Annotated in this window: 25 protein-coding genes; 17 read left to right on the plus strand and 8 right to left on the minus strand. The window is 58.1% G+C overall.

Features of this window, described 5'->3' with window-relative positions; genetic code table 11:
• The first annotated feature begins 65 nt into the window (after positions 1 to 65).
• From ACIY1O_RS07605 to ACIY1O_RS07625, 5 genes are all read left to right on the plus strand, one after another.
• Positions 66 to 1,118: a TRAP transporter substrate-binding protein gene (locus ACIY1O_RS07605; RefSeq protein WP_397474491.1), complete on the plus strand. Its 1,053-nt coding sequence runs from the start codon at positions 66 to 68 to the stop codon at positions 1,116 to 1,118.
• Positions 1,115 to 1,675: a TRAP transporter small permease gene (locus tag ACIY1O_RS07610; protein WP_397474492.1), complete on the plus strand. Its 561-nt coding sequence runs from the start codon at positions 1,115 to 1,117 to the stop codon at positions 1,673 to 1,675. Before ACIY1O_RS07605 ends, ACIY1O_RS07610 begins: the two co-directional genes overlap by 4 nt.
• Entirely contained in the window at positions 1,672 to 2,988 is a 1,317-nt protein-coding gene (locus ACIY1O_RS07615) for a TRAP transporter large permease (protein ID WP_397474493.1), read from the plus strand. Before ACIY1O_RS07610 ends, ACIY1O_RS07615 begins: the two co-directional genes overlap by 4 nt.
• 210 nt (positions 2,989 to 3,198) lie before the next feature.
• Positions 3,199 to 3,690, plus strand: coding sequence for an MgtC/SapB family protein (locus tag ACIY1O_RS07620; RefSeq protein WP_397474494.1), 492 nt, complete (start codon positions 3,199 to 3,201; stop codon positions 3,688 to 3,690).
• 295 nt (positions 3,691 to 3,985) lie between these two features.
• Positions 3,986 to 5,038, plus strand: a complete 1,053-nt coding sequence (locus ACIY1O_RS07625) for an XdhC family protein (protein ID WP_397474495.1) — start codon at positions 3,986 to 3,988, stop codon at positions 5,036 to 5,038.
• Positions 5,039 to 5,080: 42 nt separating this feature from the next.
• Here the strand turns inward: ACIY1O_RS07625 and ACIY1O_RS07630 are convergent, their stop codons facing one another.
• Complete coding sequence (locus tag ACIY1O_RS07630) at positions 5,081 to 5,776, minus strand: 2OG-Fe(II) oxygenase (protein ID WP_397474496.1); 696 nt, start codon at positions 5,774 to 5,776, stop codon at positions 5,081 to 5,083.
• Between the two features lie 356 nt (positions 5,777 to 6,132).
• Between ACIY1O_RS07630 and ddpX the strand changes: the two genes are divergently transcribed.
• The 8 genes from ddpX to mnhG all read left to right on the plus strand — a co-directional run bounded on the left by ddpX (position 6,133) and on the right by mnhG (position 12,695).
• Positions 6,133 to 6,702 (plus strand): D-alanyl-D-alanine dipeptidase, encoded by a 570-nt coding sequence (gene ddpX, locus ACIY1O_RS07635; RefSeq protein ID WP_397474497.1) that lies wholly within the window; start codon positions 6,133 to 6,135, stop codon positions 6,700 to 6,702.
• Positions 6,703 to 7,041: 339 nt separating this feature from the next.
• Positions 7,042 to 9,387 carry a hydrogen gas-evolving membrane-bound hydrogenase subunit E gene (gene mbhE, locus ACIY1O_RS07640; RefSeq protein ID WP_397474498.1) on the plus strand — a complete coding sequence of 782 codons (2,346 nt, stop codon included), beginning with the start codon at positions 7,042 to 7,044 and terminating at the stop codon, positions 9,385 to 9,387.
• Positions 9,384 to 9,791, plus strand: coding sequence for an MnhB domain-containing protein (locus ACIY1O_RS07645; protein WP_397474499.1), 408 nt, complete (start codon positions 9,384 to 9,386; stop codon positions 9,789 to 9,791). Before mbhE ends, ACIY1O_RS07645 begins: the two co-directional genes overlap by 4 nt.
• Position 9,792: 1 nt before the next feature.
• Positions 9,793 to 10,206, plus strand: a complete 414-nt coding sequence (locus tag ACIY1O_RS07650; RefSeq protein WP_397474500.1) for a sodium:proton antiporter — start codon at positions 9,793 to 9,795, stop codon at positions 10,204 to 10,206.
• On the plus strand, positions 10,203 to 11,723 hold the full coding sequence (locus tag ACIY1O_RS07655; RefSeq protein WP_397474501.1) for a proton-conducting transporter transmembrane domain-containing protein: 1,521 nt from the start codon (positions 10,203 to 10,205) through the stop codon (positions 11,721 to 11,723). The genes ACIY1O_RS07650 and ACIY1O_RS07655 overlap by 4 nt, the downstream gene beginning before the upstream one ends.
• Positions 11,720 to 12,061, plus strand: coding sequence for a Na+/H+ antiporter subunit E (locus ACIY1O_RS07660; RefSeq protein WP_397474502.1), 342 nt, complete (start codon positions 11,720 to 11,722; stop codon positions 12,059 to 12,061). Before ACIY1O_RS07655 ends, ACIY1O_RS07660 begins: the two co-directional genes overlap by 4 nt.
• An 80-nt stretch (positions 12,062 to 12,141) precedes the next feature.
• Complete coding sequence (locus ACIY1O_RS07665) at positions 12,142 to 12,354, plus strand: MrpF/PhaF family protein (protein WP_397474503.1); 213 nt, start codon at positions 12,142 to 12,144, stop codon at positions 12,352 to 12,354.
• A 2-nt stretch (positions 12,355 to 12,356) separates the two neighbouring features.
• Complete coding sequence (gene mnhG / locus ACIY1O_RS07670) at positions 12,357 to 12,695, plus strand: monovalent cation/H(+) antiporter subunit G (protein ID WP_397474504.1); 339 nt, start codon at positions 12,357 to 12,359, stop codon at positions 12,693 to 12,695.
• Positions 12,696 to 12,718: 23 nt separating this feature from the next.
• On the opposite strand, the gene ubiA is transcribed toward mnhG, so the two are convergent.
• Both ubiA and ACIY1O_RS07680 read right to left on the minus strand, forming a co-directional pair.
• Positions 12,719 to 13,669, minus strand: a complete 951-nt coding sequence (gene ubiA / locus ACIY1O_RS07675; protein WP_397474505.1) for a 4-hydroxybenzoate octaprenyltransferase — start codon at positions 13,667 to 13,669, stop codon at positions 12,719 to 12,721.
• A 9-nt stretch (positions 13,670 to 13,678) separates the two neighbouring features.
• Positions 13,679 to 14,992: an aminotransferase-like domain-containing protein gene (locus ACIY1O_RS07680; protein ID WP_397474506.1), complete on the minus strand. Its 1,314-nt coding sequence runs from the start codon at positions 14,990 to 14,992 to the stop codon at positions 13,679 to 13,681.
• Positions 14,993 to 15,408: 416 nt separating this feature from the next.
• On the opposite strand from ACIY1O_RS07680, the gene ACIY1O_RS07685 reads away from it, so the two are divergent.
• From ACIY1O_RS07685 to clsB, 4 genes are all read left to right on the plus strand, one after another.
• Entirely contained in the window at positions 15,409 to 15,720 is a 312-nt protein-coding gene (locus ACIY1O_RS07685; protein WP_397474507.1) for an FmdB family zinc ribbon protein, read from the plus strand.
• Between the two features lie 98 nt (positions 15,721 to 15,818).
• Positions 15,819 to 17,609: an aspartate--tRNA ligase gene (aspS, locus tag ACIY1O_RS07690; protein ID WP_397474508.1), complete on the plus strand. Its 1,791-nt coding sequence runs from the start codon at positions 15,819 to 15,821 to the stop codon at positions 17,607 to 17,609.
• 21 nt (positions 17,610 to 17,630) lie between these two features.
• Positions 17,631 to 18,482: an endonuclease/exonuclease/phosphatase family protein gene (locus tag ACIY1O_RS07695; protein WP_397474509.1), complete on the plus strand. Its 852-nt coding sequence runs from the start codon at positions 17,631 to 17,633 to the stop codon at positions 18,480 to 18,482.
• Between the two features lie 94 nt (positions 18,483 to 18,576).
• Positions 18,577 to 19,818: a cardiolipin synthase ClsB gene (gene clsB, locus ACIY1O_RS07700; protein ID WP_397474510.1), complete on the plus strand. Its 1,242-nt coding sequence runs from the start codon at positions 18,577 to 18,579 to the stop codon at positions 19,816 to 19,818.
• Positions 19,819 to 19,933: 115 nt separating this feature from the next.
• On the opposite strand, the gene ACIY1O_RS07705 is transcribed toward clsB, so the two are convergent.
• From ACIY1O_RS07705 to ACIY1O_RS07725, 5 genes are all read right to left on the minus strand, one after another.
• Positions 19,934 to 20,341: a RidA family protein gene (locus ACIY1O_RS07705; RefSeq protein WP_397474511.1), complete on the minus strand. Its 408-nt coding sequence runs from the start codon at positions 20,339 to 20,341 to the stop codon at positions 19,934 to 19,936.
• A 23-nt stretch (positions 20,342 to 20,364) separates the two neighbouring features.
• Entirely contained in the window at positions 20,365 to 21,927 is a 1,563-nt protein-coding gene (locus tag ACIY1O_RS07710) for an aldehyde dehydrogenase family protein (RefSeq protein WP_397474512.1), read from the minus strand.
• Positions 21,928 to 21,944: 17 nt separating this feature from the next.
• Positions 21,945 to 22,358 (minus strand): cupin domain-containing protein, encoded by a 414-nt coding sequence (locus tag ACIY1O_RS07715; RefSeq protein WP_397474513.1) that lies wholly within the window; start codon positions 22,356 to 22,358, stop codon positions 21,945 to 21,947.
• Between the two features lie 2 nt (positions 22,359 to 22,360).
• Positions 22,361 to 23,143 (minus strand): ribonuclease activity regulator RraA, encoded by a 783-nt coding sequence (locus tag ACIY1O_RS07720; RefSeq protein ID WP_397474514.1) that lies wholly within the window; start codon positions 23,141 to 23,143, stop codon positions 22,361 to 22,363.
• A 77-nt stretch (positions 23,144 to 23,220) separates the two neighbouring features.
• A complete protein-coding gene (locus ACIY1O_RS07725; protein ID WP_397474515.1) occupies positions 23,221 to 24,153 on the minus strand; it encodes a VOC family protein in 933 nt (310 codons plus the stop codon).
• Positions 24,154 to 24,158 lie beyond the last annotated feature (5 nt).

Consider the following 24,158-nt stretch of genomic DNA (forward strand, 5'->3'; position numbering starts at 1 on the left):
CGAACCGTTCGGCGGACTAGAACAAAAGTCACAGGACGCAATTATAAAAGTCACAGGGCGCAATTATGTTCACAATAAAAAAATGGTTGAGTTTGGCCACGCTGGCTATAGGCGGTGCATTGGGCCCAAACGCGCCGGTTCTAGCCACCACCGAGTTGACGGTATCCTCATGGCTCCCGCCCGGCTACTTCTTCATGTCCAGGGTGCTCCGACCATGGGCCGAAAGCGTCGAAAGAGAAACCGAGGGGCGCGTCAAGGTCGTTATTTTGCCTGCAGCCTTGGGACGCCCCGCGGCCGCGTTCGACGTTGTGCGACAGGGCCAAGCTGACATTTCCTACGGCGTGCATGGCTACCAGCCAGGGCGCTTTGAACTCTCTAAGGCGGTGGAACTGCCATTCACTGGCAACCATGGCGAGGCAGTGGCGGCTGCGTACTGGCGCATCTACAAAAAGTACTTTGAGCAGGCTGGCGAGCATCGCGGGGTGCAAGTACTAAGCGTATACACTCATACGCCTGGCCATATCTTTCATACCATGCGTCCTATGACGACGATGGAAGACCTGCAAGGGCAGAAGATGAGAGTAAGTGGCGGTATCGTCAACGAAGTAGCGCAGGCACTTGGCTTCAGCCCGCTGATGCAACCGGCTTCGGAGGTATATCAGGTTCTTGCCAATCGGGTGGCCGACGGTGTGCTGTTTACCAATGATTCCATCGAAGGGTTCAAGCTATCGAGTGTGATCGCGCATTCCACGCAAATACCCGGTGGACTGTACAACACTTCGTTTTTCTTCATTATGAATGAAGAAAAATTTCGCGGTCTGACCAAAGAAGATCAGGACACCATAATGCGTCTGTCAGGTGAGAATTACGCGCGTATGGCGGGGCGCTCGTTCGACGAGATGGCAGCCAATGCCTTCGAGCATATGGAGGGGCATAACATCGAGGTGCAGACTGCCAGTGATGGCTTGTTGGACGCTATACGCGAGCGCACGTCGCCGGTTGAGGCAAGCTGGGTCGAACAGGCTGAAAAACGAGGCGTCGATGGCAGGAAGGCACTTGACGAGCTGCGCAGTATAGCAATGGAGATCTCGGCTGAAATTGAGAGCCGCAAGCCATGACAGGCCGTCTTTATTCCTTGCTCGACGGGCTGATAGATCATGCAGCCCAATGGTTGCGCATGGCAGTAGCTTTAGTGTTGTGCGGCATGATGTTGTTGACCGTCGTCGACGTGTTTGGACGGTATATATTTAATCGCCCAGTGTTGGGGTCATTTGAAATTACTGAAGTATTGCTGGCGGGCTTGGTGTTCTGCACGCTGCCACTTGTATCGCTAGCTCGTGAGCACATTGCCGTTGATCTTCTTGAGCATCTGTTCAAAGGCTACGCGGCAATCGTGCAAGAGCGCGTGGTGGCCCTGTTGTGCGCAGGTTGCATGGCCTTCTTGGCATGGCATCTGGCAGGCAAGGCGCGCGAGGCGATGGAATACGGTGATGTCACGGCGGCCCTGCTCATCCCAATGGGACCATTGGCCTGGCTGATGTGCGCCATGAGCGCCCTGGCAGCATTTATCATGTTGATGCAAGCGCTGCGTGGACGGTCGATGTCTCGTGCTCAAACAGCGGTGTCTAGCACCGAGCATGCGTCGGCTGCAACTTCGGACGACACACTACCATGACCGCCACTCTGCTTGGATTCGTCGTGTTATTCACGCTGATGGGGCTGCGGGTGCCTATTGCCTTCGCTATGGGCTTGGTCGGTTTTGCAGGCTTCGGGCTATTGGTGAATTGGGGCGCTGCAGCGGCCATGGTGACCAACACCGCGTATGAAACTGGCTTGACATATAGCTTGGCGGTCGTGCCACTGTTCATCCTAATGGGCAACCTGATTACCCAGGCAGGGTTGTCGCAACAATTGTATGCGGCCTCGTACGCTTTGCTGGGCCATTATCGCGGTGGCTTGGCCATGGCGACTATCCTGGCCTGTGGCGGGTTCAGTGCGATTTGCGGCTCCAGCCTCGCTACCGCCGCCACCATGGCCAAGGTGTCCATGCCGTCCATGCGGAAGTACGGATACTCGCCCAGCCTGGCCGGTGGGTCGATCGCGGCCGGAGGCACACTGGGTATTTTAATCCCGCCCAGCGTGATCCTCATCATCTATGGGCTCATGACTGAACAGGACATCGGTAAGTTGTTTATTGCTGGACTGTTACCGGGCATACTGGCCGTCGTCCTGTATTTGTTCGCCATTATGGTGGTGACATTGATAGACCCTAAAGCCGGGCCGCCGGGCCGCCGCCAGACTCTGCGCGAGCGCCTGCGTGCGATTAAAGACGTATGGGCTATCGGAGCGCTGTTCTTACTTGTCATTGGCGGTATCTACGGCGGCGTCTTCACACCAAACGAAGCGGCTGGCATCGGGGCCGCTGGAGCTCTTGTGATCGCGTTGACGCGTAGATCATTGACTTGGCGAATGTTTTTTAACATTCTCACTGACACCGCACGCACCACTGGCATGGTTTTCGCTGTGCTGATCGGCGCCATTGTGTTTTCCAATATGATCAACATGAGCCAGACTCCCCTGTTGCTGACGGATTGGATTTTGGCACATGGCTTCTCACCGTTGCTCGTCATACTCGTGATTGTCGCGTCATACCTAGTGCTGGGTTGCGTCATGGAAAGCATGTCCATGATCTTGCTCACCGTGCCAGTGTTCTACCCGATCATCGCAGCATTGGATCTGAGCTTTATGATGCCGCCCGAACTGGTGCTTATATGGTTTGGCATTGTGGTGGTCGTGGTAACGGAAATCAGCCTGATCACGCCACCGGTAGGCATGAATGTGTTCATCATTCGAGCGGTAATCCCGGACGTTTCCACGGCCACTATCTACCGCGGGGTAACGCCGTTTTGGCTAGTCGATATCGTGCGCCTTGCCCTGCTCGTATTCGTGCCGTCCATCTCGCTCTGGCTGCCGTCGATGATGAAATAAGTTAAGGCACGTGGCAGCTAAAAATAGCGCGATCAAGTCGATCAGCTTGCAGAAGCTGTCTTATCCGATTGGGGTGGACGGCATTGCGTTTTTCTGTCCTAACAATTGGCTAAAAGTGTCATTACAATGGTAACGACCAACTTCCTTGCTGTGCCGGATGCCCACTTGGTACGGCCGGGTTAATTACATCGAAAGGGTCCACTCCCGATAATGCACGATGCATTTTCAACCATCTGGTCGACGTTGGCGCAAGAGTTTTCCGACGTTGGCGACATGGCCGATGCCACCCGCATCGCCGTGCGCTTGCTTATGGCCGTGCTGCTGGGCGGGCTCATCGGTTACGAACGCGAGCAGCGGCGCAAAGCGGCCGGTCTTCGCACTCATACGCTGGTGGCGTTAGGCGCGGCCGTATTCGTGCTTGCCCCGCTGGAAAGCGGCATGGAAGTGGCAGACCTCAGCCGCGTGATGCAAGGCGTTGTGGCCGGTATCGGCTTTTTGGGCGCGGGCGCCATCATCAAGCTGGATCAAGAAGGCATCATCAAGGGCCTGACGACGGCTGCGTCGATTTGGATGGCGGCGGCAATCGGCGTTACCGTGGCGCTTGGTCGCGAGGTTACCGCCATCATGGCCACGGTGTTGGCTTTGTTCATACTGATTGTTTTGCGCTGGATTGAAAGCAAGCATCCAGGGCGGGATCGTTAACTATTCAACCCGCGCGGCTGGTGGGGCATATAAGCTGTATAGATGGCCGGCATGCCGACCTGAAATTTTTGTTGGATGGGTCTTCGCCGCTGGGCGGCTACGTGTTTTTCCTGCTATTTGGTGCTTTGGCGAGCCCGCCACGCGCCGCAGGCATGAAAAATGCCGGCTCGTCGAGAAGGGCATATACGCATATACTGTAGATAGTAAGACTCAATACGTGCGCGCAGCAGCGATACCAACTCGTTGTTTTTTCTGGTCGACGACCACGCACGGCACTTTCGATTGGGTTCAAGTCATGGAAAATCTAGATCTCGTCGTATTACGCGCCTTGCGCGACTGGCGCTTGGCAGGGCGTCGCGCCCTGTTGGCCACCGTAGTGCGTACCTGGGGTTCGTCGCCCCGCCCCATTGGTTCCATCATGGCCTTATGCGAAGACGGCACGGTGGTGGGCTCAGTGTCGGGCGGCTGTATCGAAGACGACTTAATCTATCGCTTCACTCGCGCTTATTCCGGCGAGGGCGGGGGCGGTGAAATCCCCGAAGGCGCGCCCGAGCTTTTGAAATACGGCATCAAGGCCGACGAAGCCCATCGTTTCGGCCTGCCTTGCGGCGGTACGCTGCAACTGCTGCTGGAATTCGACCCCGAGCCCGAGCCTCTAAGCAAGCTTGTCAGGCAGCTTGAAAACGGCAAGCTCATGCAGCGCGAGGTGAATCTTGCCGATGGCAAGGTTAGCCTGCACACCGCCGAACAACCTTCTGAGCTGTCTCTTTCCGATACGACCTTGCTAAACAATTTCGGGCCCGAGTACCGGATGCTGCTTATCGGCGCCGGCCAGCTAACCGAATACCTGGCCACCATGGCGCTGTTCAACGGGTTCACGGTAACGGTATGCGATCCACGCGAAGAATATCGCGGCAATTGGTCGGTAGACGGCGTCACCCTCACTTCCGAAATGCCCGATGACGTGGTGCGCGAGTTTCGCGCCGACCGCCGCACCGCCATCATAGCCCTTACCCATGACCCCAAGCTTGACGACCTGGCCCTGCTAGAGGCGCTCGAGACAGAGGCGTTCTACGTGGGCGCCATCGGCTCGCGCAGCAACAACAACCTGCGGCGCGAACGCCTTATCGAATACTTCGACCAGACCGAAGAATCGCTGGCCCGTCTGCGCGGCCCCATCGGCATATACATCGGCAGCAAGACGCCGCCCGAGATTGCGGTTAGCATCATGGCCGAGGTGCTGGCAGTGAAGAACGGTGTGACGTTGCCGCGCGATTTGGACGTGGCCGCTGCAAAAGACAACATAGGTGTGCCGCCCAACGATACGGAATTGGTCTGCGCGATCTAAGGTAACTTGGCTATCGGCAGTTCAACCCAGTTCTCCACGCATTTAGATCTGGTCGTCATCCCTATACCAGCCGGTCAGGCTCCAGCGCACACGCCGGGCTGGCAGAACCTCATGGGGAATTGTGTCGCTTCGAAATAGCACCAGCCGGCCCGCTTGAGGCAGAAGCTTCGCTGCGGATGCCTCGGCTGGCAGAGGCGGTGCCTCGTGCGTTGGCGCAGAGGTTGTGTCAGAAGCCGGCGCAGGCGTGGACTCTTGCTCCGGCCCTATCGTCGGTTCGGCATCGTACAAGCAGAGCTCGCCGCCGTCGCCGGCTTCCCAATCTTCGTTCAAGTACAACACCAGCGATATTTTGCGCGCGCCTGAGCCTATGTGCTGGTCGACGTGACGGGCATAGCCGTGGCCGGGCTCATAGCGGGCGAAATGAAATTCCTGCGAGCGCAGGCTAAGAAAAAAATGTCGATTTAGATCTTGGCGCAACTGGTGCGCCCAAGCCTGGAATTCAACGATCGGCGCAGCAGGGGACTTCTCATCAAGCCAACAGATGGCGTCGCCGCGGACATCGGGGTCGTGGACCAAGCCGGCGTTGCGGCCAACCGAAGCAGGCTTGAAAAAGCCCTGCTGCCACAATTGGTGGGCGTGGTTATATAGAGCCTGGGTAAGCGCCGGAAGAACAATGCGATCACTGATCGCCCAGCCTTGCTCTTCGAGCGACTGGAACAGCACATCTTGAGTGGCCATTGGGGTTAGACCGCCTAAAGCAGGTATTGTTTCACAGAAACGTCTGTCAAGATCGGCTGCCGGGGCATCTTTGTATCAATGGCGTTAACATAGGCACATGTTCAAGTCTTGCAATGCGTATACGATATGACGTCCGGTGAAATCATCGTTTTGCTGCTTTTTGCAGTGGGTCTGGTCTGTTCGCTGACTTTGCTTACTTGGTTAGTGCGGCTAGTGCGCCGCGATGCCAAGAAGTCACGAGACTCTTAACCATGGCGCTCGGGGCGGATACTCGGCGTCAAGCTGTCCCTGAACAGACGCCGACAGCTACGCCGGCGGCGCTACCACTTGAAAGTCAAGTCGAAGCAGGCGCCCGTATGCCTGCCGAACATTTGGTGCATATCGAGCCATCCACTTATCCCGTCGAGATAGACCTGGTCTACGCCGGCTCCAACAATTTTGTCTGCTTGCCCATCTATGCGGCTGATGCGCCGTGCCTGCTGCATCGGGATGCGGCCGCCTGCTTGATGCGAGCGGCTGTTGCGGCGCGACGATCAGGGCTTACGCTAAAAATCTTCGATGCGTATCGGCCGCCGGCGGCACAAGAAGTCTTGTGGCGCTTGTGCCCGAATCCGCAGTATGTGGCGGACCCGGCTGTGGGATCGAACCATAGCCGAGGGGTGGCAGTGGATGTGACTTTGCTCGATGAAAGCGGCAAGGCTCTGGACATGGGCACGGGTTTCGACGAGATGCGCGAGCAATCGCATCACGACCGCGATGATCTTCCGGCGCCGGCTCAGCGGAATCGGACTTTACTGCTGGGAATAATGCTGCACGCGGGGTTTGCGTCTTTGCCTACCGAGTGGTGGCATTACCAGTTGAATGATGCGGCAAAGTATCCATTGCGGTTCGAGGAAGGTGTTTCGCTAGTTGAAAAAACGCGTTGATCCGCGATTTTTTTTAGATACAATGGTCGCGGGTTTCGGTTTCATTTGATGCCGGAAGGTTAAATGTATTGGTCGGGCCGCCAATGCGATTTGCTGACGACCTCCTATGGACCTTGCCGCCCGCCACGCGAATTGCATACTTCGCTTACCACTTTCTACTTGCTCGCGCCGTCGATTTTTCGAGGCCGAGAGCCAAGCCCGCCTTCCCTTCTCGCTAGTCCGTTTCGTCTTATGCGTCAATAGCGTACGAGACGTTTCGACGCGCGCGCCTGCCCCTGCGCAGCCCTATAGCATGCGCGTACTGAAGCGGGCAGTACTGTTTAGTCCTTTGAGGCGCCGATGACATTACTGTCTATCTTATCGCTTGCCTGCTTTGGCTCTGTCGTGGGATGGCGTGTCGCGTTGCTCGAAGGAACGTTGACCCGCTATTTGCCCGCGCTTCTGCCGGTTGGATTGTTTATTGCGTTTGCACAATATGTTCGCTCAGTTGCCGCCGGAGAGGTCGTAAGTGAGTTCTTGCCGTGGGTGCCGTCGCTGGATGTGGTGTTCTCGTTGCGTCTTGATGGTTTTTCGCTCTTATTCGCGTTGTTGATTACGGGCATAGGCACTTTAGTGGTTCTTTATGCGACCGCATATTTCTCTACCGCTGCCAGGCGTGATCGAGCGAGATTCACCTTCCTCATCTTGGCTTTCATGGCCACGATGTTGGGCACCGTGCTTTCGGACGATCTCATTGTGATGTTCGTCTTCTGGGAGGCCACGAGTTTTCTTTCGTTCCTCTTGATTGGATTCGAGTCGCACAAGGCAGGCGCGCGCAAAGCCGCGTTGCAGTCATTGCTGGTCACAGGGTCAGGCGGGCTGGCATTATTCGCGGGAATATTGCTGGTTGGAATCGATATGGGCACCTTTTCGCTGACAGAGATCAGCGAACGCGCTGACGAATTGCTGGCCAGCCAATGGCTGGCACCCGCTGTGATCTTGATTATGTTGGGCGCCTTTGCAAAATCAGCCCAGTTCCCCTTTCATTTTTGGCTTCCACAGGCAATGGCCGCACCGACCCCGGCGTCGGCTTACCTTCATTCGGCCACGATGGTGAAGTTAGGCGTATACCTCTTGGCTCGCTTTGATCATATTCTGGCAGACCTGTGGTGGTATGGCGATACCCTGGTAATCATTGGCATGGCAACGATGTTGGTGGCGGCGGCCCATGCTATACGCTCCACCGGGTATAAGGCTGTACTCGCCCAGTCTACTGTCGCGTCGCTAGGGATTCTTGTGATGCTCATCGGTTTGAACGGCCCGACGGCGGTGATGGCTGCCTGCGCGTTCATGCTGGCCCACGCATTTTATAAGGCCGCCTTGTTCTTCTGCGCGGGCACGGCAATCCATGCAACAAGTATTAGTGACCTGCGCAGGCTCGGAGGTTTAGGCCGGTTTTTGCCGTTTACCGCCTTGGCGGCGATTTTGGCAAGCATGTCGATGGCCGGATTTCCCCCGTTTCTAGGGTTCATCTCTAAAGAATTTCTTTTCGAAGCGCAACTTGGCAGCAACTGGAACGCCATACCCGTTGTCGTCGCAGTGATCGTCAATAGCGTCATGGTCGCCATTGCCGCGGTGGTCTCGTTGAGGCCATTTGTTCGCAGCCGGCATAGGCCTGCCTCCGTGCTGCATGGCGAGTCGCCCGGATTGCTGGCAGGGCCTTTGGTTCTAGGATTTCTGGGAGTCGTTGTGGGGGTGGCTCCCGGGTTCTTCTCCACCTACCTGATTACCCCAGCCGTGGTTGCTATTTATGGCGCGCCTGTTGAGATGTCCATTTCGTTATGGCATGGACTTACGCCCATGCTGGCCCTGAGCGGTGTGGTTATCCTGCTTGGAACCGTCCTGGCATGGAAGTGGGACGCTGTGCATCATGGCTTGGCAAATACGAAATTATTGTCTCGCGTGGAAGCGAATGCGGTTTACCAGGCAGTGGTCGATGTGATTTTGGCGAGTGCCCGCTGGTCTACACAGCAACTGCAAAACGGTGACATGCGGCGGTATACCTTGATGACAAGTCTTGCGCTTGTGGGTATTTCTGCATGGTCCATTAGTCATAGTACTGACGGAACTCTTTCTTTTGGCGGGAAGCTGTATCTGTTGCCGGCGGCCCTGTTGATTTTCGCGGTGCTGGGCGCCGTAACTGCGGCCTGTTCCCGGGAGCTCTTGCTGGGCTTGATAGGCGTGGGAGTCGTTGGCTATGGCTCTGCGTTGATTTTCCTGCTGCACGGCGCTCCCGACTTGGCGCTGACTCAGTTCGCGGTCGAAACACTCGTATTGATTGTGCTTATGGCCGTAATGGTCCGGCTTCCCGATCGCGTGAAAACCGGGCGTAGCGCCCGAGAGCGTACCGTCGACCTGGTTGTTGCTGCCGCTTTCGGGATTGTGGTGTTTGTCGCCTTGGCCAGCATGCTGGCCCAGCCATTCGACAGCCGCTTGTCTGAATTCTTCGGGGCCTCCAGCTTTTTTGAAGCACACGGCCGAAATGTGGTCAATGTCATCATCGTCGATTACCGGGCTTTGGACACCCTCGGAGAGATTGCCGTGGTCGGATTCGCCACACTAGGGGTGTGGGGCCTATTAAGGCGGCGCAACCGCACACGCAGCCCCAAGACTGCTGGCCAGCACAACGTCAGGAAGATGTCATGAATTCTTTGATTTTTTCGACGACTGCCCGACTGCTATTTTGGGCAATGATGGCTGCCTCGCTCGTGATCCTCTGGCGGGGACACAACGAGCCCGGCGGTGGGTTTGTTGGAGGGCTGGTCGCCGCAATGGCCATCAGTTTGATCGCCTTGTCTCAAGGTGTCCAAAGGGCGCGCGAGGTATTGCGAATTTCACCCGTCGTGTTGGCGGGGGCAGGCGTGGCCTTCGCCATTCTCAGCGGCGTTCCGGGCATGGTTGCCGGAGACGGCTTTCTGACACATAAATGGCTGATTTTCGACAACGGCTTCAAACTTGGCACGACATTGTTGTTTGATATTGGCGTTTATTGCACTGTCATGGGTGGCATGCTTTGTATGGTGCTGCGCCTCTACGAGAACGAGGAATAACGTGAATCTGATCTATGCGGCCTGTATCGCGGCAATTATGGCTGTAGGCCTGTATTTGCTGCTATCCCGGCATATCGTCCGGATGATCTTTGGAATCATGTTGATATCCGCGGCCGTCAACCTGGTAATTTTCTTGGCGGGCCGTATTGGGCGTAACCCGCCACCCGTGATGGCTGGGCTTGAGGAAGTGCTTACTGCGGGGTCTGCCAATCCTCTGCCGCAAGCCTTGGTGTTGACAGCAATTGTGATTGGCTTTTCGTTAATTTCCTTCGTGGCTGCACTTGCCCTTAGAATTTATCGCGACACTGGCACGCTCGACAACCGTGATCTGAACGATGCTGAAGCTTTAGGAAGCGCCATTGACAGCCACGCAAAGCTTTCTGAAAAGCAACGAGCACAGGGGGCGCCAGAGTGATCCAGGTGCTGGAAGCCCACATCATTTTGTGGCCTGTCTTAATTCCCATGGCGGCGTCGGCGCTATGCATGGTGCTGTGGCGGCAGCCAGGTGCGCAGCGCATTGTGTACTTATCCGCGCTTGCGCTCATGTTGGGCGCAGCCTTTGCGCTGTTGTGGCAGGTGTCCGTAAACGATGTGCTGGCTATGACAATAGGCGGCTGGCAGGCGCCGTTTGGCATCAGCTTTGTTGCAGATCGCTTAGGTGCGGCGATGGTGGCTGTTACTGGCACGCTGGCCTTGGCCATTGGTGTGTACAGCCTTTCGGTCACTCGGCGGCGACACGTGCGCAATGGTGTGTACCCGTTGATGTTCGGACTCTTAGCCGCCGTCAATGGCGCCTTTCTTACAGGCGATATTTTCAACCTGTATGTCTGGTTCGAAATCATATTGATCACCTCGTTGGGCTTGCTGGTCATTGATCACAGCCGAGCCCAGCTCGATGGCGCCATCAAGTACGCGGCACTGAATCTGCTGAGCACATTATTGTTTTTGCTGGCAATTGCAATTCTTTACGGCGTTACCGGGACGCTCAATATGGCTGATTTGGCTCGAGTGCTGCCCCAGACCGAGGCCAGTATCGCATTGACAACATCCGCCGCGTTTTTCTTGCTGGGCTTCGGTATTAAAGCCGGCTATTTTCCGATTTTTTTCTGGCTGCCCGCGTCCTACCATACGATCTCGATTGCGATTTTGGCCATTTTTGCCGGCCTGCTCACCAAGGTCGGTGTCTACGCCTGCTTCCGTGTGTTTTCACTTTTATTTTTGGGCGGCGCTCAGTTGCGCGAAATCATTGCCCTGATGGCTGCGGGCACGATGCTTTTCGGCGTTTTCGGTGCAGCGGTGCAGTGGGATATACGGCGAATCTTGTCATTTCATATCATCAGCCAGATCGGCTACATTCTTCTTGGCCTTGCGCTGGGAACCACCGCGGCGATGGCAGGAGCCATTTTCTACATCGTGCATCACATTATCGTCAAGGCCAATTTGTTCCTGATTGCGGGCGCCGTGCATCGCACTACGGGTACTTATGATTTACGGCGCGCGGGCGGTTTGATGCGCAGTCAGCCATTATTGGCATTGCTTTTTGCGATACCGGCTCTTTCCTTGGCTGGAATACCACCGCTATCCGGCTTCTGGGCCAAGTTTTTGATTATTGACGCGGCATTCGAAGCAGATGCGGCGTGGTTGGCGGCGATAGGACTATTTGTCGGTTTGTTGACTATTTTTTCAATGAGCAAGATCTGGATCGAAGCGTTCTGGAAGCCCGCAAAGTTTGAACGTACTTTCGCCTGCCGCGTGCCCGGGCCCATGAAAGCGGGAATTGGCGCCTTGGCGTTGGTCACGCTGTGGCTAGGCTTGCAGCCCGAGGCATTGATCACATTCTCGCAGTTGGCGGCCGATTCGTTGTTGAACCCCGACCATTACATATCCACGACGCTCGACTCATCTCATTCCACGATGGGAGTCTCGCCATGAAGCCAGGCTTTTTTCGCCGAGCCGTAGCGTGCCTTAAGCTTTGCGTAATATTTTTGCGCGAGCTGATGCTTTCTTCCTGGTCAGTGGCTCGGGCGGTATTCGCGTCTGATCAGGCTTTTCGATCAGCGGTCATTGCGGTACCGATACGGGTGAAAACCGATATGGGTATAGCCACGCTGGCCAACCTTATTTCCCTTACTCCAGGTACAACTTCTTTGTACGTTGGCGATGATCGGAAATGCCTGTACGTGCACTGCCTGGATGTCGACTCAGAAGAAGAAATCGTTAACGGCATACGCGGTGCGTTCGAAGACACGATTTTGGTGATTGAAGGATGACAGACCTACTTATACAGCTCACTGACATTGTGACGATGGTTTCTCGAGCTCTGCTTGTTGCTTTGATCGCGCCATTGGCTATGACTATAGTTCGAATGCTTCGCGGGCCGACACATGCCGATCGTTTCGTTGCCTTGGATATGCTGACCGGATTGGCGGTGGCGGCGGCCGCTTTAACGATGGGTGCGACGGGACGTCGCGAGTTTCTGGACGTGGGGCTTGGGCTGGCGGTCTTTGGCTTTATGGGTACCTGTGCGTTGGCGATCTTTCTCGAGAAGAAGGGCAGGCAATGAATATGGCCAACGTGTTATTGATACTAGCCTTGCTGCTGCAGCTTTCCGGCTTCGCCTTTTTATTTACCGCAAGCCTGGGGGTGCTGCGCTTTAAGGATCCGTTGCAACGCATGCATGCGGCTACAAAGGCTGGAACGATTGGGGCGGGCCTAACCGTTGCGGGTGTAGCGCTCGCAAGCCGCGATGCTTATACGATGGGTATCGCTGCGCTTGCTGTCCTTTTTCTGGTGTTCTCTATTCCTGTCGCAGGGCACTTGCTGGGCCGCGCCATCTACTTCTCCGGAGCATCTTCGCTGGGGAAGCATAGCCGGGATGACTTGAAGAAAAAGCCAAACCCTTAAGCGTTTTACCCACGTGAGCCGGCTTATAACAATGTGCCCGCCAGTGTTGCGACGATCAGCATCACGCCCACCGTCATGTTCGAGCGAAACAGCATGAAGTTGCGGTCGGGCCGTGCGAGGTTGAAGGTGAACATCTGCCACAGGAAATGGCCGCCTATAACCGCCAGCACCACAAAGTACGCAATATGATGCCCCAGGGCCAAGCCGCCGTACAGCCATAGCAGGAAGGTGGCCAGGTAGAAGCCGCTGATCCAGAGCTTGCCGTGTTCGGCGAAACGCATGGCGGTAGACTTGACGCCCACCTTGAGGTCGTCGCGCACATCGACATAGGCGTAGATCGAGTCATAGCCCACTTGCCACAGCACCGCGCCGACCCACATGGCTACGCCGGCAAGCGGAATATAGTTTTGCGTGTCGGACCAGGCCATCAGCATGCCCCAATTGAAGCCGATGCCCAGAACGATCTGAGGCCAATAAGTAAAGCGCTTGCACAGCGGATAGATGATGACGATGGGCACCAGCGCCACGGCCAGCCAGCGGCTGTATTCGTTGATGGCGAAGAGCAGCAGCGCGCAGATGGCAAACTGGCCCAGCAAAAAATACAGCGCATTGCGCAGTGTGATCTGTCCGCTGGTCAGGGGGCGGAAGCGGGTGCGTTCGACCTGGTGGTCAAGATCGCGATCAAAGATGTCATTGAGCGTGCAGCCGATGCCGCGCATCAACAGCGCACCCAAAGAAAAAATAAACAGGCGCCACAGCGTGGGCCAGCCCTCGGCGGCCTGCACCAGCGCGGCCAGGCATGGCAGCAGGGTCAGCCAAGTGCCCACGGGCCGATCCAGCCGGCATAGCCGCGCATAAGGCCCCCACGACCTTGGCAGCCAGCGTTCGACCCAATCGTCGTGGCGCATGTCTGACAGGTCGGGTAGCGGGTTGGAGGCGTGGTTGTCCGGTGGAGGCTGGTGTATCGACGACATACGGGAAAATCAGACTGCCGGCTGGCCGGCGGCGGAGGGGTTGACGGCGTTGTCGGGCGCGGCAGCCAAGGCCATGGACGCGGCATCTGCTTCATCGAGCGCCTTCGCTTCCGTTTCGCTATCTGTGGCTTCGCTTTCAGCGATCAGGCGGCCCAACACCGCGATGCCTTCGCGAATGCGGGCCTCGGGAACGGTGACGAAACTTAAGCGCAGCGTATTGTGCCGCGCCTCGTCGGCAAAGAAGGGCGCGCCGGGCACGAAAGCGACTTTCTGTTCAATGGCTTGGGCCAGTAACGCTTGCGCGTCGATGTGCGACGGCAGGGTGACCCAGATGAACATGCCCCCTTCAGGCCGTGTCCAGGTGGCAGTTGAAGGGAAGTGAGCCTGCATGGCGTCGAGCATGTAGCCGCATTGTTCGCGGTAGATGTCGCGCACGGCCGGAAGATGCTGGTCTAGGAAACCGTCTTTAATGGTTTCGTATACGGCCATCTGTGTCAGCGTTGATGTGTGCAGGTCGGTGGCTTGCTTGATTTGCACGAGCTTGCTGATGATGGGCGCCGGGGCAACGATATAGCCCAGTCGCAGGCCCGGGGCCAGTACTTTCGAGAACGAGCCCAGCCGAATCACGGTGGCGCCGGCCTGACGGCCCAGGGCGAATAACCCGGGCAGGGCTTCGCCTGCGTAGCGCAGATCGCCATAGGGGTCGTCTTCAATAATGGGCAGGCCCGCTTGGGCGCAACGTTGGACGAGCTTCTTGCGGCGCTCCAGCCCCAGCGTGCGGCCGGTGGGGTTTTGAAAATTCGGCAAGGCGTAGATGAAGCGCGCTTCGCGCATTTGCTGCTCGGATAAGCCTTCGGGAATAAGGCCGCCTTCGTCGGTGGGCACGGTAAGGTACTGGGGCTCGTACAGCGAGAACGATTGCAGGGCGCCCAAATAGCTGGGCGCTTCCACCAGCACCTTGCTGCCCGGATCGATGAACAACTTGCCCAATAGATCAAGCGCCTGCTGCGACCCGGACACGATCAAAACCTCGTCAATACTGACGCCCTGCGCGCCGCGTCGTTGCATGTCTTGCGCCACCCACTCGCGCAGCGGCTTATAGCCTTCGGTGGGGCCGTACTGCAAGGCGGAGTGTCCGCTTTCACGCAAGACGCGGTCGATGGCCTGGTTTACGTTCGCAATCGGAAACCCGACGGGCGCGGGCAGGCCGCCGGCGAACGAGATGATCTCGGGCCGTTCGGTAACCTTGAGGATTTCGCGAATGGTCGAACTGGTGATGTTTTTCGCGCGTTGCGAGAACGTGTACGCAGAAGGGGTGGGCATGATGAAAGCAGGTCCGAAAAAGAGCGATCCAACCGCTTAGAATACTTCAGATCGCCCAGCTACGCAGCCCGCAGGGGCCTTATCAGGCGCCTCAACTTCAGTGCGGCGTTTCATCTCGGAGTCGTGAGCCCCCGTATCATGATCGCGGGATGCTTGGCCGCTACGGCAGATGCTCGCCCGTTGATCGTCCCTTGATTTACCCGCGCCTGCCCTCATTTACTTGGCGAAGGCCAGGCGCCTTCTGGGTGGTAAACGGCAAAAACAGCTAAAATCACGCGTTATCCGTGGTTTTCATAGTCTGATTCGGCCGATGCCACTATCCGGGCTGATGCTATGCCGCGCGTCGCACGTTAAGCGCGACCCCAGGGCGGCAGCCGGCGGTTTTCCTTAGACTATTTTTCTTGGGATTTTTTTCCGTGCCTATCTATGCATACAAATGCAGCGATTGCGGTCATGCGCAAGACGTTCTGCAAAAGATGTCCGACCCCATTCTTACCGATTGTCCCCAGTGCGGTAAAAGCACCTATGTCAAACAAGTTACCGCTGCAGGCTTCCAGCTTAAAGGCTCGGGCTGGTATGTAACCGATTTCCGCGACGGCGGCAAAAAACCGAGCGGGGCCGCCGAGGGTTCCTCCAGCGGCGACTCTTCCGCCTCGTCGACTGCGCCGGCTTCCAAGCCCGCCGACACCACGTCTGCTACGGCATCCACACCGGCGGCCGCCACCTGATTCCCATCGGCGCCCTGGCGGCGCCGCGTTCCGCGGACCAGGGCCATTGCGGCCCTGCCGCCGACACCAACAGATTCAACAATACGGAGCACTCCTTCATGCGTACCTGCTACACCGGCGAGGTCAGTCGAGAACAACTGGACCAGACAGTCACCTTGTTTGGCTGGGTGCATCGGCGCCGCGATCATGGCGGCGTCATCTTCATCGACTTACGCGACCGTGCCGGCCTGGCGCAGGTGGTGGTAGACCCTGACAATATCGAAGCCTTTGCCACGGCCGAGCGCATCCGCAACGAATTTTGCCTGCGCATCACCGGCTTGGTGCGCCTGAGGCCGGAAGGCACCAGCAATGCCGAACTGGCCTCGGGCGAAATCGAGATTCTGTGCCGCGAGATAGAGATCTTGAACGTTTCGGTGACGCCGCCCTTCCAGCTTGACGACGACAACCTTTCCGAGACCACGCGCCTTACCCATCGGGTGCTCGACTTGCGCCGCCCCCAAATGCAGCAGAACCTGATGTTGCGCTACCGGGTCTCGATCGAGGTGCGCAAATATCTGGACAGCCTGGGCTTCATCGATATCGAAACCCCGATGCTGACCAAAAGCACGCCAGAAGGCGCGCGCGATTACCTCGTGCCGTCGCGCGTGAACCCCGGCGAATTTTTTGCCCTGCCGCAATCGCCCCAGCTTTTCAAGCAGATGCTGATGGTGGCCGGCTTTGACCGCTACTACCAGATCACCAAGTGCTTCCGGGACGAAGACCTGCGCGCTGACCGCCAGCCCGAGTTCACCCAGATCGACTGCGAAACTTCTTTCCTCAACGAAGAGCAGATTCGCGAGATTTTCGAGGGCATGCTGCGCCACGTGTTCAGCCAGGTGCAGGGCGTAACCTTGCCCGAATCTTTCCCCACCATGACGTGGGAAGAGGCAATGCGCCGCTTTGGTTCCGACAAGCCCGACCTGCGCGTGAAGCTCGAGTTCACCGATGTGTCCGACCTGATGGCCGATGTCGACTTCAAGGTGTTTTCCGCGCCGGCCCAAGACCCTGCCTGCCGCGTTGTGGCGTTGCGTGTTCCCGGCGGCGGCGCCATGGCTCGCAGCGAAATCGACGCCTACACCAAGTTCGTCGGCATCTATGGCGCGAAGGGCCTGGCCTATATCAAGGTCAATGATGCAGCCGCGATACCCGAGGGATTGCAGTCGCCCATCGTCAAGAACATACATGCTCAGGCGCTGACGCAGCTTATCGAGCGCACCGGAGCGCAAAACGGCGACTTGATCTTCTTCGGGGCCGACAAGACCAAGGTGGTGAACGACGCCATGGGTGCGTTGCGCGTGCGTATCGGCCATAGCGACCTGGGCAAGGAAAAAGGCCTGTTCGAAGCGGGCTGGCAGCCCCTGTGGGTCGTCGACTTTCCCATGTTCGAATACGATGAGCAAGAGGGCCGCTACTTTGCCGCCCACCACCCGTTCACCAGCCCCAAGGACGGCCACGAGGAATTGCTCGAGACCGAGCCTTCGAAGGCCCTGGCCAAGGCCTACGACATTGTTCTCAATGGATGGGAGATCGGCGGAGGCTCGGTGCGTATCCACCGCGCCGACGTGCAGAACAAGGTTTTCCAGGCGCTCAACATCGATGCCGAAGAGGCTCGTGAGAAGTTCGGCTTTTTGCTTGACGCGTTGCAGTATGGCGCGCCGCCGCATGGCGGTGTGGCATTTGGCCTTGACCGCCTGGTTACCCTGATGGCGGGCGCTGAAAGCATCCGCGACGTCATCGCTTTCCCCAAGACCCAGCGCGCGCAAGATCTACTTACGCACGCGCCTTCGCCGGTGGACGAGAAGCAACTGCGCGAATTGCACATACGCTTGCGTCCGACCGAGGCGAAATAGCCCCGCGACGGGAGGCCGGCCATGTCTATCCTGCGCATTGTTAGCTACAACATCCACAAGGGCCGCTCGACAACCGGCTCGCGTGAATCGTTGTCGCAGTTGCGTTTGGGTTTGTATGGCCTGCATCCCGACCTGCTGTTTCTGCAAGAGGTGCAGGGGCGCAATGAGCGGCAAGGCAGTCTGCACGCGCAGCACGAGTCGCTGGGCGCTGCCTTGGGCATGGATTATTGCTACGGTTGCAATGTCGTTCATCCCCAGACTGATCATGGGAATGCGCTGTTATCGCGCTACGACATTCTCAGCTACGAAAATCAGGATATTTCGGATCACAAGCTTGAGCAGCGCGGTCTGCTTCATGCGACCATCATGGTGGATGACACCAAGGTGCATTGCCTGGTTGTCCATCTGGGCCTGTTTGCGGGCGGACGCACACGCCAGATCATGGCGCTGGTCGAACGCATCAAGCGCATGGTTCCTGCCGATGCGCCGATGATCATTGCGGGCGACTTCAACGACTGGACGAATCGTCTGGCGCCTCTGTTTGTACAGCAGTTGGGGCTTTACGAGGTGTTTGCGGTGTCGCCGCAAGGGTTGGCCACGCGTTCCATGCCGCTGCATCACACGGTGCGGCGTTTGGGTCGCAACTTGCGTAGTCGCAGTGGGATCGCGGGCTCGGTGCACGAGCTGGGTGTGAACGGCTTGGCGCGCATGACGCCGCCGCCGCGTACTTTTCCATCGGCCTTTCCGTGGTTACGACTTGATCGCATCTATCAACGGGGGTTTGCTGTGCGCAAGGCTCGTGTTTTGCATGGGAGGCCTTGGCGGCAGTTGTCTGATCATTCGCCTATATTTGCTGAGCTTGAGTTGCCTTGAGTTTTGGATATTGAGAGCTCGATTGCGGCGGGTGCGCACGTGTGCGGCGCTTGGGTTGCAGGCACTTATCTAACACATAGCTGACGGGGAAGTGATGGCACGCAAAGAGGCCCGGCTGGTGTGGCGAGACGGGAATTGTATTGAGCTGCTCGAGAACGGCGGCGAGTTTTTTCCTGCGCTGTGTCGGGATATCGATGAGGCGCAGGCCAGTGTCCATCTTGAGACTTATATCTTCACGCTTGACGACACCGGCCAAAGGGTGTTGAAACACTTGCGTGCGGCCTGTGAGCGCGGTGTGAAGGTGCGTGTTGTCATCGACGGGTTTGGCAGTTACGAGAACGCGGTCGAGATATCCCGCTTGCTTGAGGAGATGGGCGCGCAGGTTCGTGTGTATCGCCCCGAGCCCGCGGGTTTGGATCGCTTCCGTTTCAGGCGCAAGCGCTTGCGTCGCCTGCATCGCAAGGTAACGGTAATCGATCGGCGGATAGGGTTTGTGGGTGGCATCAATATTATTGATGACCTGGAAGACGTGCCCGATGACGGGCAGGGCCCGAAGCCGCGATTCGACTTTGCAGTCCGGATGCGGGGCCCATTGGTTCAAGATCTGGTCAGGGCACAAAGTGATTTATGGATGCGCATGGCCTGGCGTCGGCGCGATGGCTGGAGCGAGAATTGGGGCGAGTTCTACGAGCGTGTAAAAGGCTGGCGTGAACGGCGGGCCCGGGTTCTGGCCGAAGAGCAAGAGCAGTTCGACCCAGGCATGCGGGGCACAGTGCTGATGCGCGATAATCTGCGCTTTCGCACCACGATAGAGAGCGTCTACATTCAGGCGCTGGAAACGGCTACGCAGGATGTCCTGATCGCCAACTCGTATTTTTTTCCGGGTCGCCGCCTGAAGGCGGCGTTGCGCCGTGCGGCGCGCCGGGGTGTGCGTGTGCGCCTGCTGCTTCAGGGCAGGGCCGAGTATGCATTGCAATACCGGGCATGCCGCAGCATGTATACGCGAGTACTGGCGGGCGGCATAGAAATCTACGAGTACCAGCCCAGCTATCTGCACGCCAAAGTGGCGGTGATTGATGGTTGCGCGATGGTGGGTTCGTCGAATATGGATCCGTTCAGCCTGTTGCTGGCACGAGAAACCAATGTCTTCATCAGCGATCAAGGCTTTGCGGCGCAATTGAAGGCCGCCTTGGAACACGAGCTGTCGAACAGTTGCAATCGGGTCACGGTGGAATCCAATGCGCGCCACTCGTGGCTTGAACGATGGTGCGACGATGTGTCGCATTTTCTGCTGAAGATAGGCGTGGCCCTTACCGGGCACGCCTCAGAGTTTTGAAAAACGCCTTGCCCGGCGCACATTTGAGCGTGCGTCGCGGCAAGGCGTGCAAGCATGGAGCTTCGCGGCTGATCGATTGCCGCCCGGCCTGCTTCGTAAGCCCGCTTTTTGCTTTTTAATCGGCGCCCTTGCTGCAGCCGATGTGGGCGGTGGCTTCGATCTCGACCAGGATTTCGGGCTTGGCCAGCGAGCTTACCTCGACCAGGGTGCAGGCGGGGAAGTCGCCGGTGAAGAACTCTTTGCGGGCATCCCAGATTTTGGTGTTCTGCCCGATGCGGGTGACGAAGATGGTCATCTTGACCACGTCGTCCATCACGCCGCCCGCTGCTTCGACGAGGTCTTTGATTTTTTGGAAGATGACCTTCGACTGACCGTATTCATCTTCGCCCAATACTGTCTGGCCGTCGGGCCCCCGCGCTGTCATGCCGGAAACGTAGGCCACGTCGCCGACAACCATGCAGTTGGACCAGAGTTGCGGCGCCGGCTCTTTGACGGCGGGTGAAGTAATACGTTGCTTGTTCATAGTGTTTCCTTAAAAAATCCCGCTTATAGCGAAATACGGTTGTCCCAGGGCGTTTCGCCGCTCCAGTTGATGGCCACGCTTTGACGGCGCATATAGCCCTTCCAGGAGTCGGAGCCGGCGGTACGGCCGCCGCCAGTGGCTTTCTCGCCTCCGAAGGCCGCGCCGACGTCGGCGCCGGTGGTGCCTGAGTTCACCTTTGCGATGCCGCAGTCGCTGCCGGCGGCCGACAGGAAGTATTCAATGTTGAAGATGTTGGTGCTGTGGATGCCCGAGGCCAGGCCCTGGCTGACGTTGTTGTGAATCTCCATGGCCTCTTCGAGGGTGTCGAAGGGAATCACCGACACGATCGGGGCGAAAGTTTCATTCTGGGCGCATTCCCAACTGGGGTCGACCCCAGTCAGGATGGCGCCTTCAACGTAGTAGCCCGGACGGTCGATGCGCTTGCCGCCGTAAACCAGCTTGGCGCCTTGCTCAAGAGCCTTCTTGATGGTGTTTTCGTAGTCATTGAGGGCTGCGGCGTCGATCAGGGGGCCGACCACCGAATCTTCGTCGCGTGGGTCGCCAATCTTGATCTGCGCGAACGACTTCTTCAGCAGCTCAACCAGGTCGTCGTGCACTGAACGGTGAACGATGACGCGGCGCATGCTGGTGCAGCGCTGGCCGGTCGTGCCGATCGAGCTGAACGTAAGGTTGCGGGCGGTTTGTTTCAGGTCGGCGGTGTCGTCGACGATGACGGCGCTGTTGCCCGAGCACTCGAGCATGTAGCGGCGGCCAAGGGTTTCGCTGACGATGGAAGCCACTTTCTTGCCCACGCCGGTGGAACCGGTGAACGAGACCAGGTTGACGCGGGTGTCGCGCACCAGCACTTCGGCCAGGGCATCGTCCGAAGGCGTGAACAACGAGAACACGCCTTCCATGCCCATTTCTTTTTCCGCTTGCGCGGCCAGCTGCTGCACGGCAATGGCGGTAAGAGGCACTTTGGGGCTGGGTTTCCAGATTACGGTGTTGCCCGCAATGGCGGAAAGGAAGCCGTTCTGGGCCCACACGGCGGCCGGGAAGTTATAGGCCGAGATCACCGCCGCCACGCCCAGGGGCAGCCACTGGTCGTACATGCGGTGCTTGGGGCGCTGCGACTGCTGGGTGAAGCCGTACAGCATGCGCGACTGGCCTGCCGCCAGCGTGCCCATGTCGATGCTTTCCTTCAGCTCGGCGCGACATTCCATCAACGACTTGCCGGTGTCCAGCGCCACAATGGCGGCCAGGTCGTCGATGTTCTCGTTCATCAGCTGGCTGATGCGCAGCACAAGCTCGCCACGACGGGGCGCGGGCACCATGCGCCACGTTTTCTGGGCTTCAACCGCGGCTTCGATGATGCGGTCGTATTCTTCCTTATTCGAGCCCACCACCTTGGCAACGACTTCTCCGTCGGCGGGGAAGATGGCGTCGAAGGTGGTGCGTCCATCAACGGCGCCCCAGCCGTGCGTGTGCACATAGGCGCCGGAGTGCGGCTTATCCAGGTTGAACCTGGCAAGGGCGCGCTCGGTATTGAAGGCGGCGGGCTTTTCTTGGACAGCTGTGGTGTTCATAAACAATAACCTCGGTTTTATTTCTGCAAGAATCCGCTGATGGATTCGTCTGTATGGAATACCGGCTTTTCCGCGTAATGGGGGCCGTCGTAAATTTCGATAAGTACGCTGCGCTCGTGCGCAATGGTGGGGCCGTGGGCGTTGCCCTTGGGGTTCATGTAGAACGAGCCGGGCCGCAGCCGCATGCCCACGTCGGTGTATTCATAATCGCCTTCCAGGCAATACATGAACTGGTTCGACGCATGCGTGTGCTTGATGGGGATGTTTCCCCCTTTTTCGTATTCGAGCAGGGCGATGCTGGCCCCCGTCTCTTCGTTTTTCCATAGAAAATACTGGCGAAAGCCATAGTCGGGAAAGTCGATCCACTTTTCAGGGTCGAGTTCGTCGCGGTTGACCATGGTCTCGAGCGATTTCATGAAATCAGCGTTCATGTTCAGTTCTCCTGTTGAGGACGGCCGGCAGCCGTCCAACGGTCATACTCTTCACGGCTTTCGGGCGTAGCCGGAAACAGGCCAAAAATGGATCGGCCCTTGTCGATCTGCAGGCCCGCGTATTCTTCGTACTGGGCGGCGTCAAGCGCCTCTTCGGCGATTTCGTCCACCAGGGCGCGCGGAATGGCCACTACGCCTTCGCCATCGCCCACGATGACGTCGCCGGGATAGATGGCGACACCGGCGCAGCCAACGGGGCCGTTCAGTTCGATGGGATGCATGGCGATGGGTGTGGCGGGCGGCGCGCTGCGCTGCTGATAGCAGGGCAGGCCGATATCCCGGATGGCGGGCGCGTCGCGATAACCGCCATCGGTGACCACGCCTTCGACACCACGGAACTTCAGTCGGGCGGCCATCATGTCGCCCATGGCCGCCGAGCGGGTTGTGCCCATGGCGTCGATGACCAGCACCGCGCCTGGGGGGCACTCTTCGATGGCGCGCCGGTGCAGGTTGTCGTCACGGCCGTAGTTGGCCATGGTGTCGATGTCTTCGCGCGCCGGCATGAAGCGCAGCGTGTAGGCGGGGCCGATCAGCATTGCCTGATTGGGAGACAGCGGCGCCACACCCAATAGATACACGTTGCGGAATCCTCTTTTGAGCAAGGCATTGGCGATGTTGGCAGTGCCGACGCGGCTCAGGCGGCTGCGAGTTGCCGACGACAGCGGTTCGACTGCCGGTGAGCCGTCGTTGGCCGCTGTTGTCTTGTTGCTAGGGTTGGTGCTCATATCGATCCATGCATTCATGGTTGGGTTTGAAGCGATGCCAGGCAGCGGGCGGTTGTGCCTCCCATGCCTGACGGGCGCTACATAAAGAAGTCGGACGGCGGTTCCATGCCCCACTGCGTGGTTTCTTGTGCAGTGCCGTTAAAGATCGCAGGCTTATAGCTGGCATCCACGACGTCTCCGTCGGTGTAATGCTCGATGCGGAAACCGAATGGATCCTTCCAGTAATCGAATATCTGGCTGCCCAGCAAATGGCGGCCCACGCCGCAGTCAAGCTGCCAACCCTTTGAATGCAGGTAGTCGTGCGCCGACATGATGGAGTCCAGGTCCTGTACTTCGTAAGAGGTGTGGTGCACCGTGACCCGGTCGGCTTGCAGCACCAGCAGGCAGTGGTGGTCGACCAGTTGCGTGCCCAGATTGCAACGCAGGAAGGTACCGACGATGGGGCTGTCCTGGCCGGGCGGGGCGAAGTGGTCTGAAGGCAGGAACTTGAATCGCTCTTGCAGCCAAGCCACGGTCTCATCGTGATTCGACACGTGTATTACGAAATGGCCCAGCCGGATCACCGGACTGGGTTCGGGCCGAGCCCGCACAGACGCGTTCACACGTGTCTTGATCTGGCCGGCATTAAAGGAATGCGGTGAGCGCAGTGGGAGCAGCTCGGCGCGCTCGCGGCCCCACACGGCGTTGATTTCGAAACCGTCGGGCGATGTCATGCGGACCACCCATCCGCCTCCGGGCTCGTCGTTGGCTTGTACGGGTGATGAACCCGGCAGCGCCGCAAGCTCGTCCAGGTCTTCGCGCGAGGACACCTCGAAGGCCGCGCCGATGAAGCGCGCATCAGGGCCGAGGCGGGTTTCATGGATGTGGTGCTGGGCGCCCGTGCCGCGCATGAACAGCGCGCTTTCCCGACGTTCAGCGGGCGCCAGGCCGAAATCAAGAAGCGTCTGCTCCATGAGATCGAGGTCGGGCACCTGGTAGATTACTTTGGCAAGATCAACTGCTTTGGCCATCTCTA

Origin of the sequence: Pusillimonas sp., assembly GCF_044464525.1 — a bacterium.
GTDB lineage: Bacteria > Pseudomonadota > Gammaproteobacteria > Burkholderiales > Burkholderiaceae_B > Pusillimonas.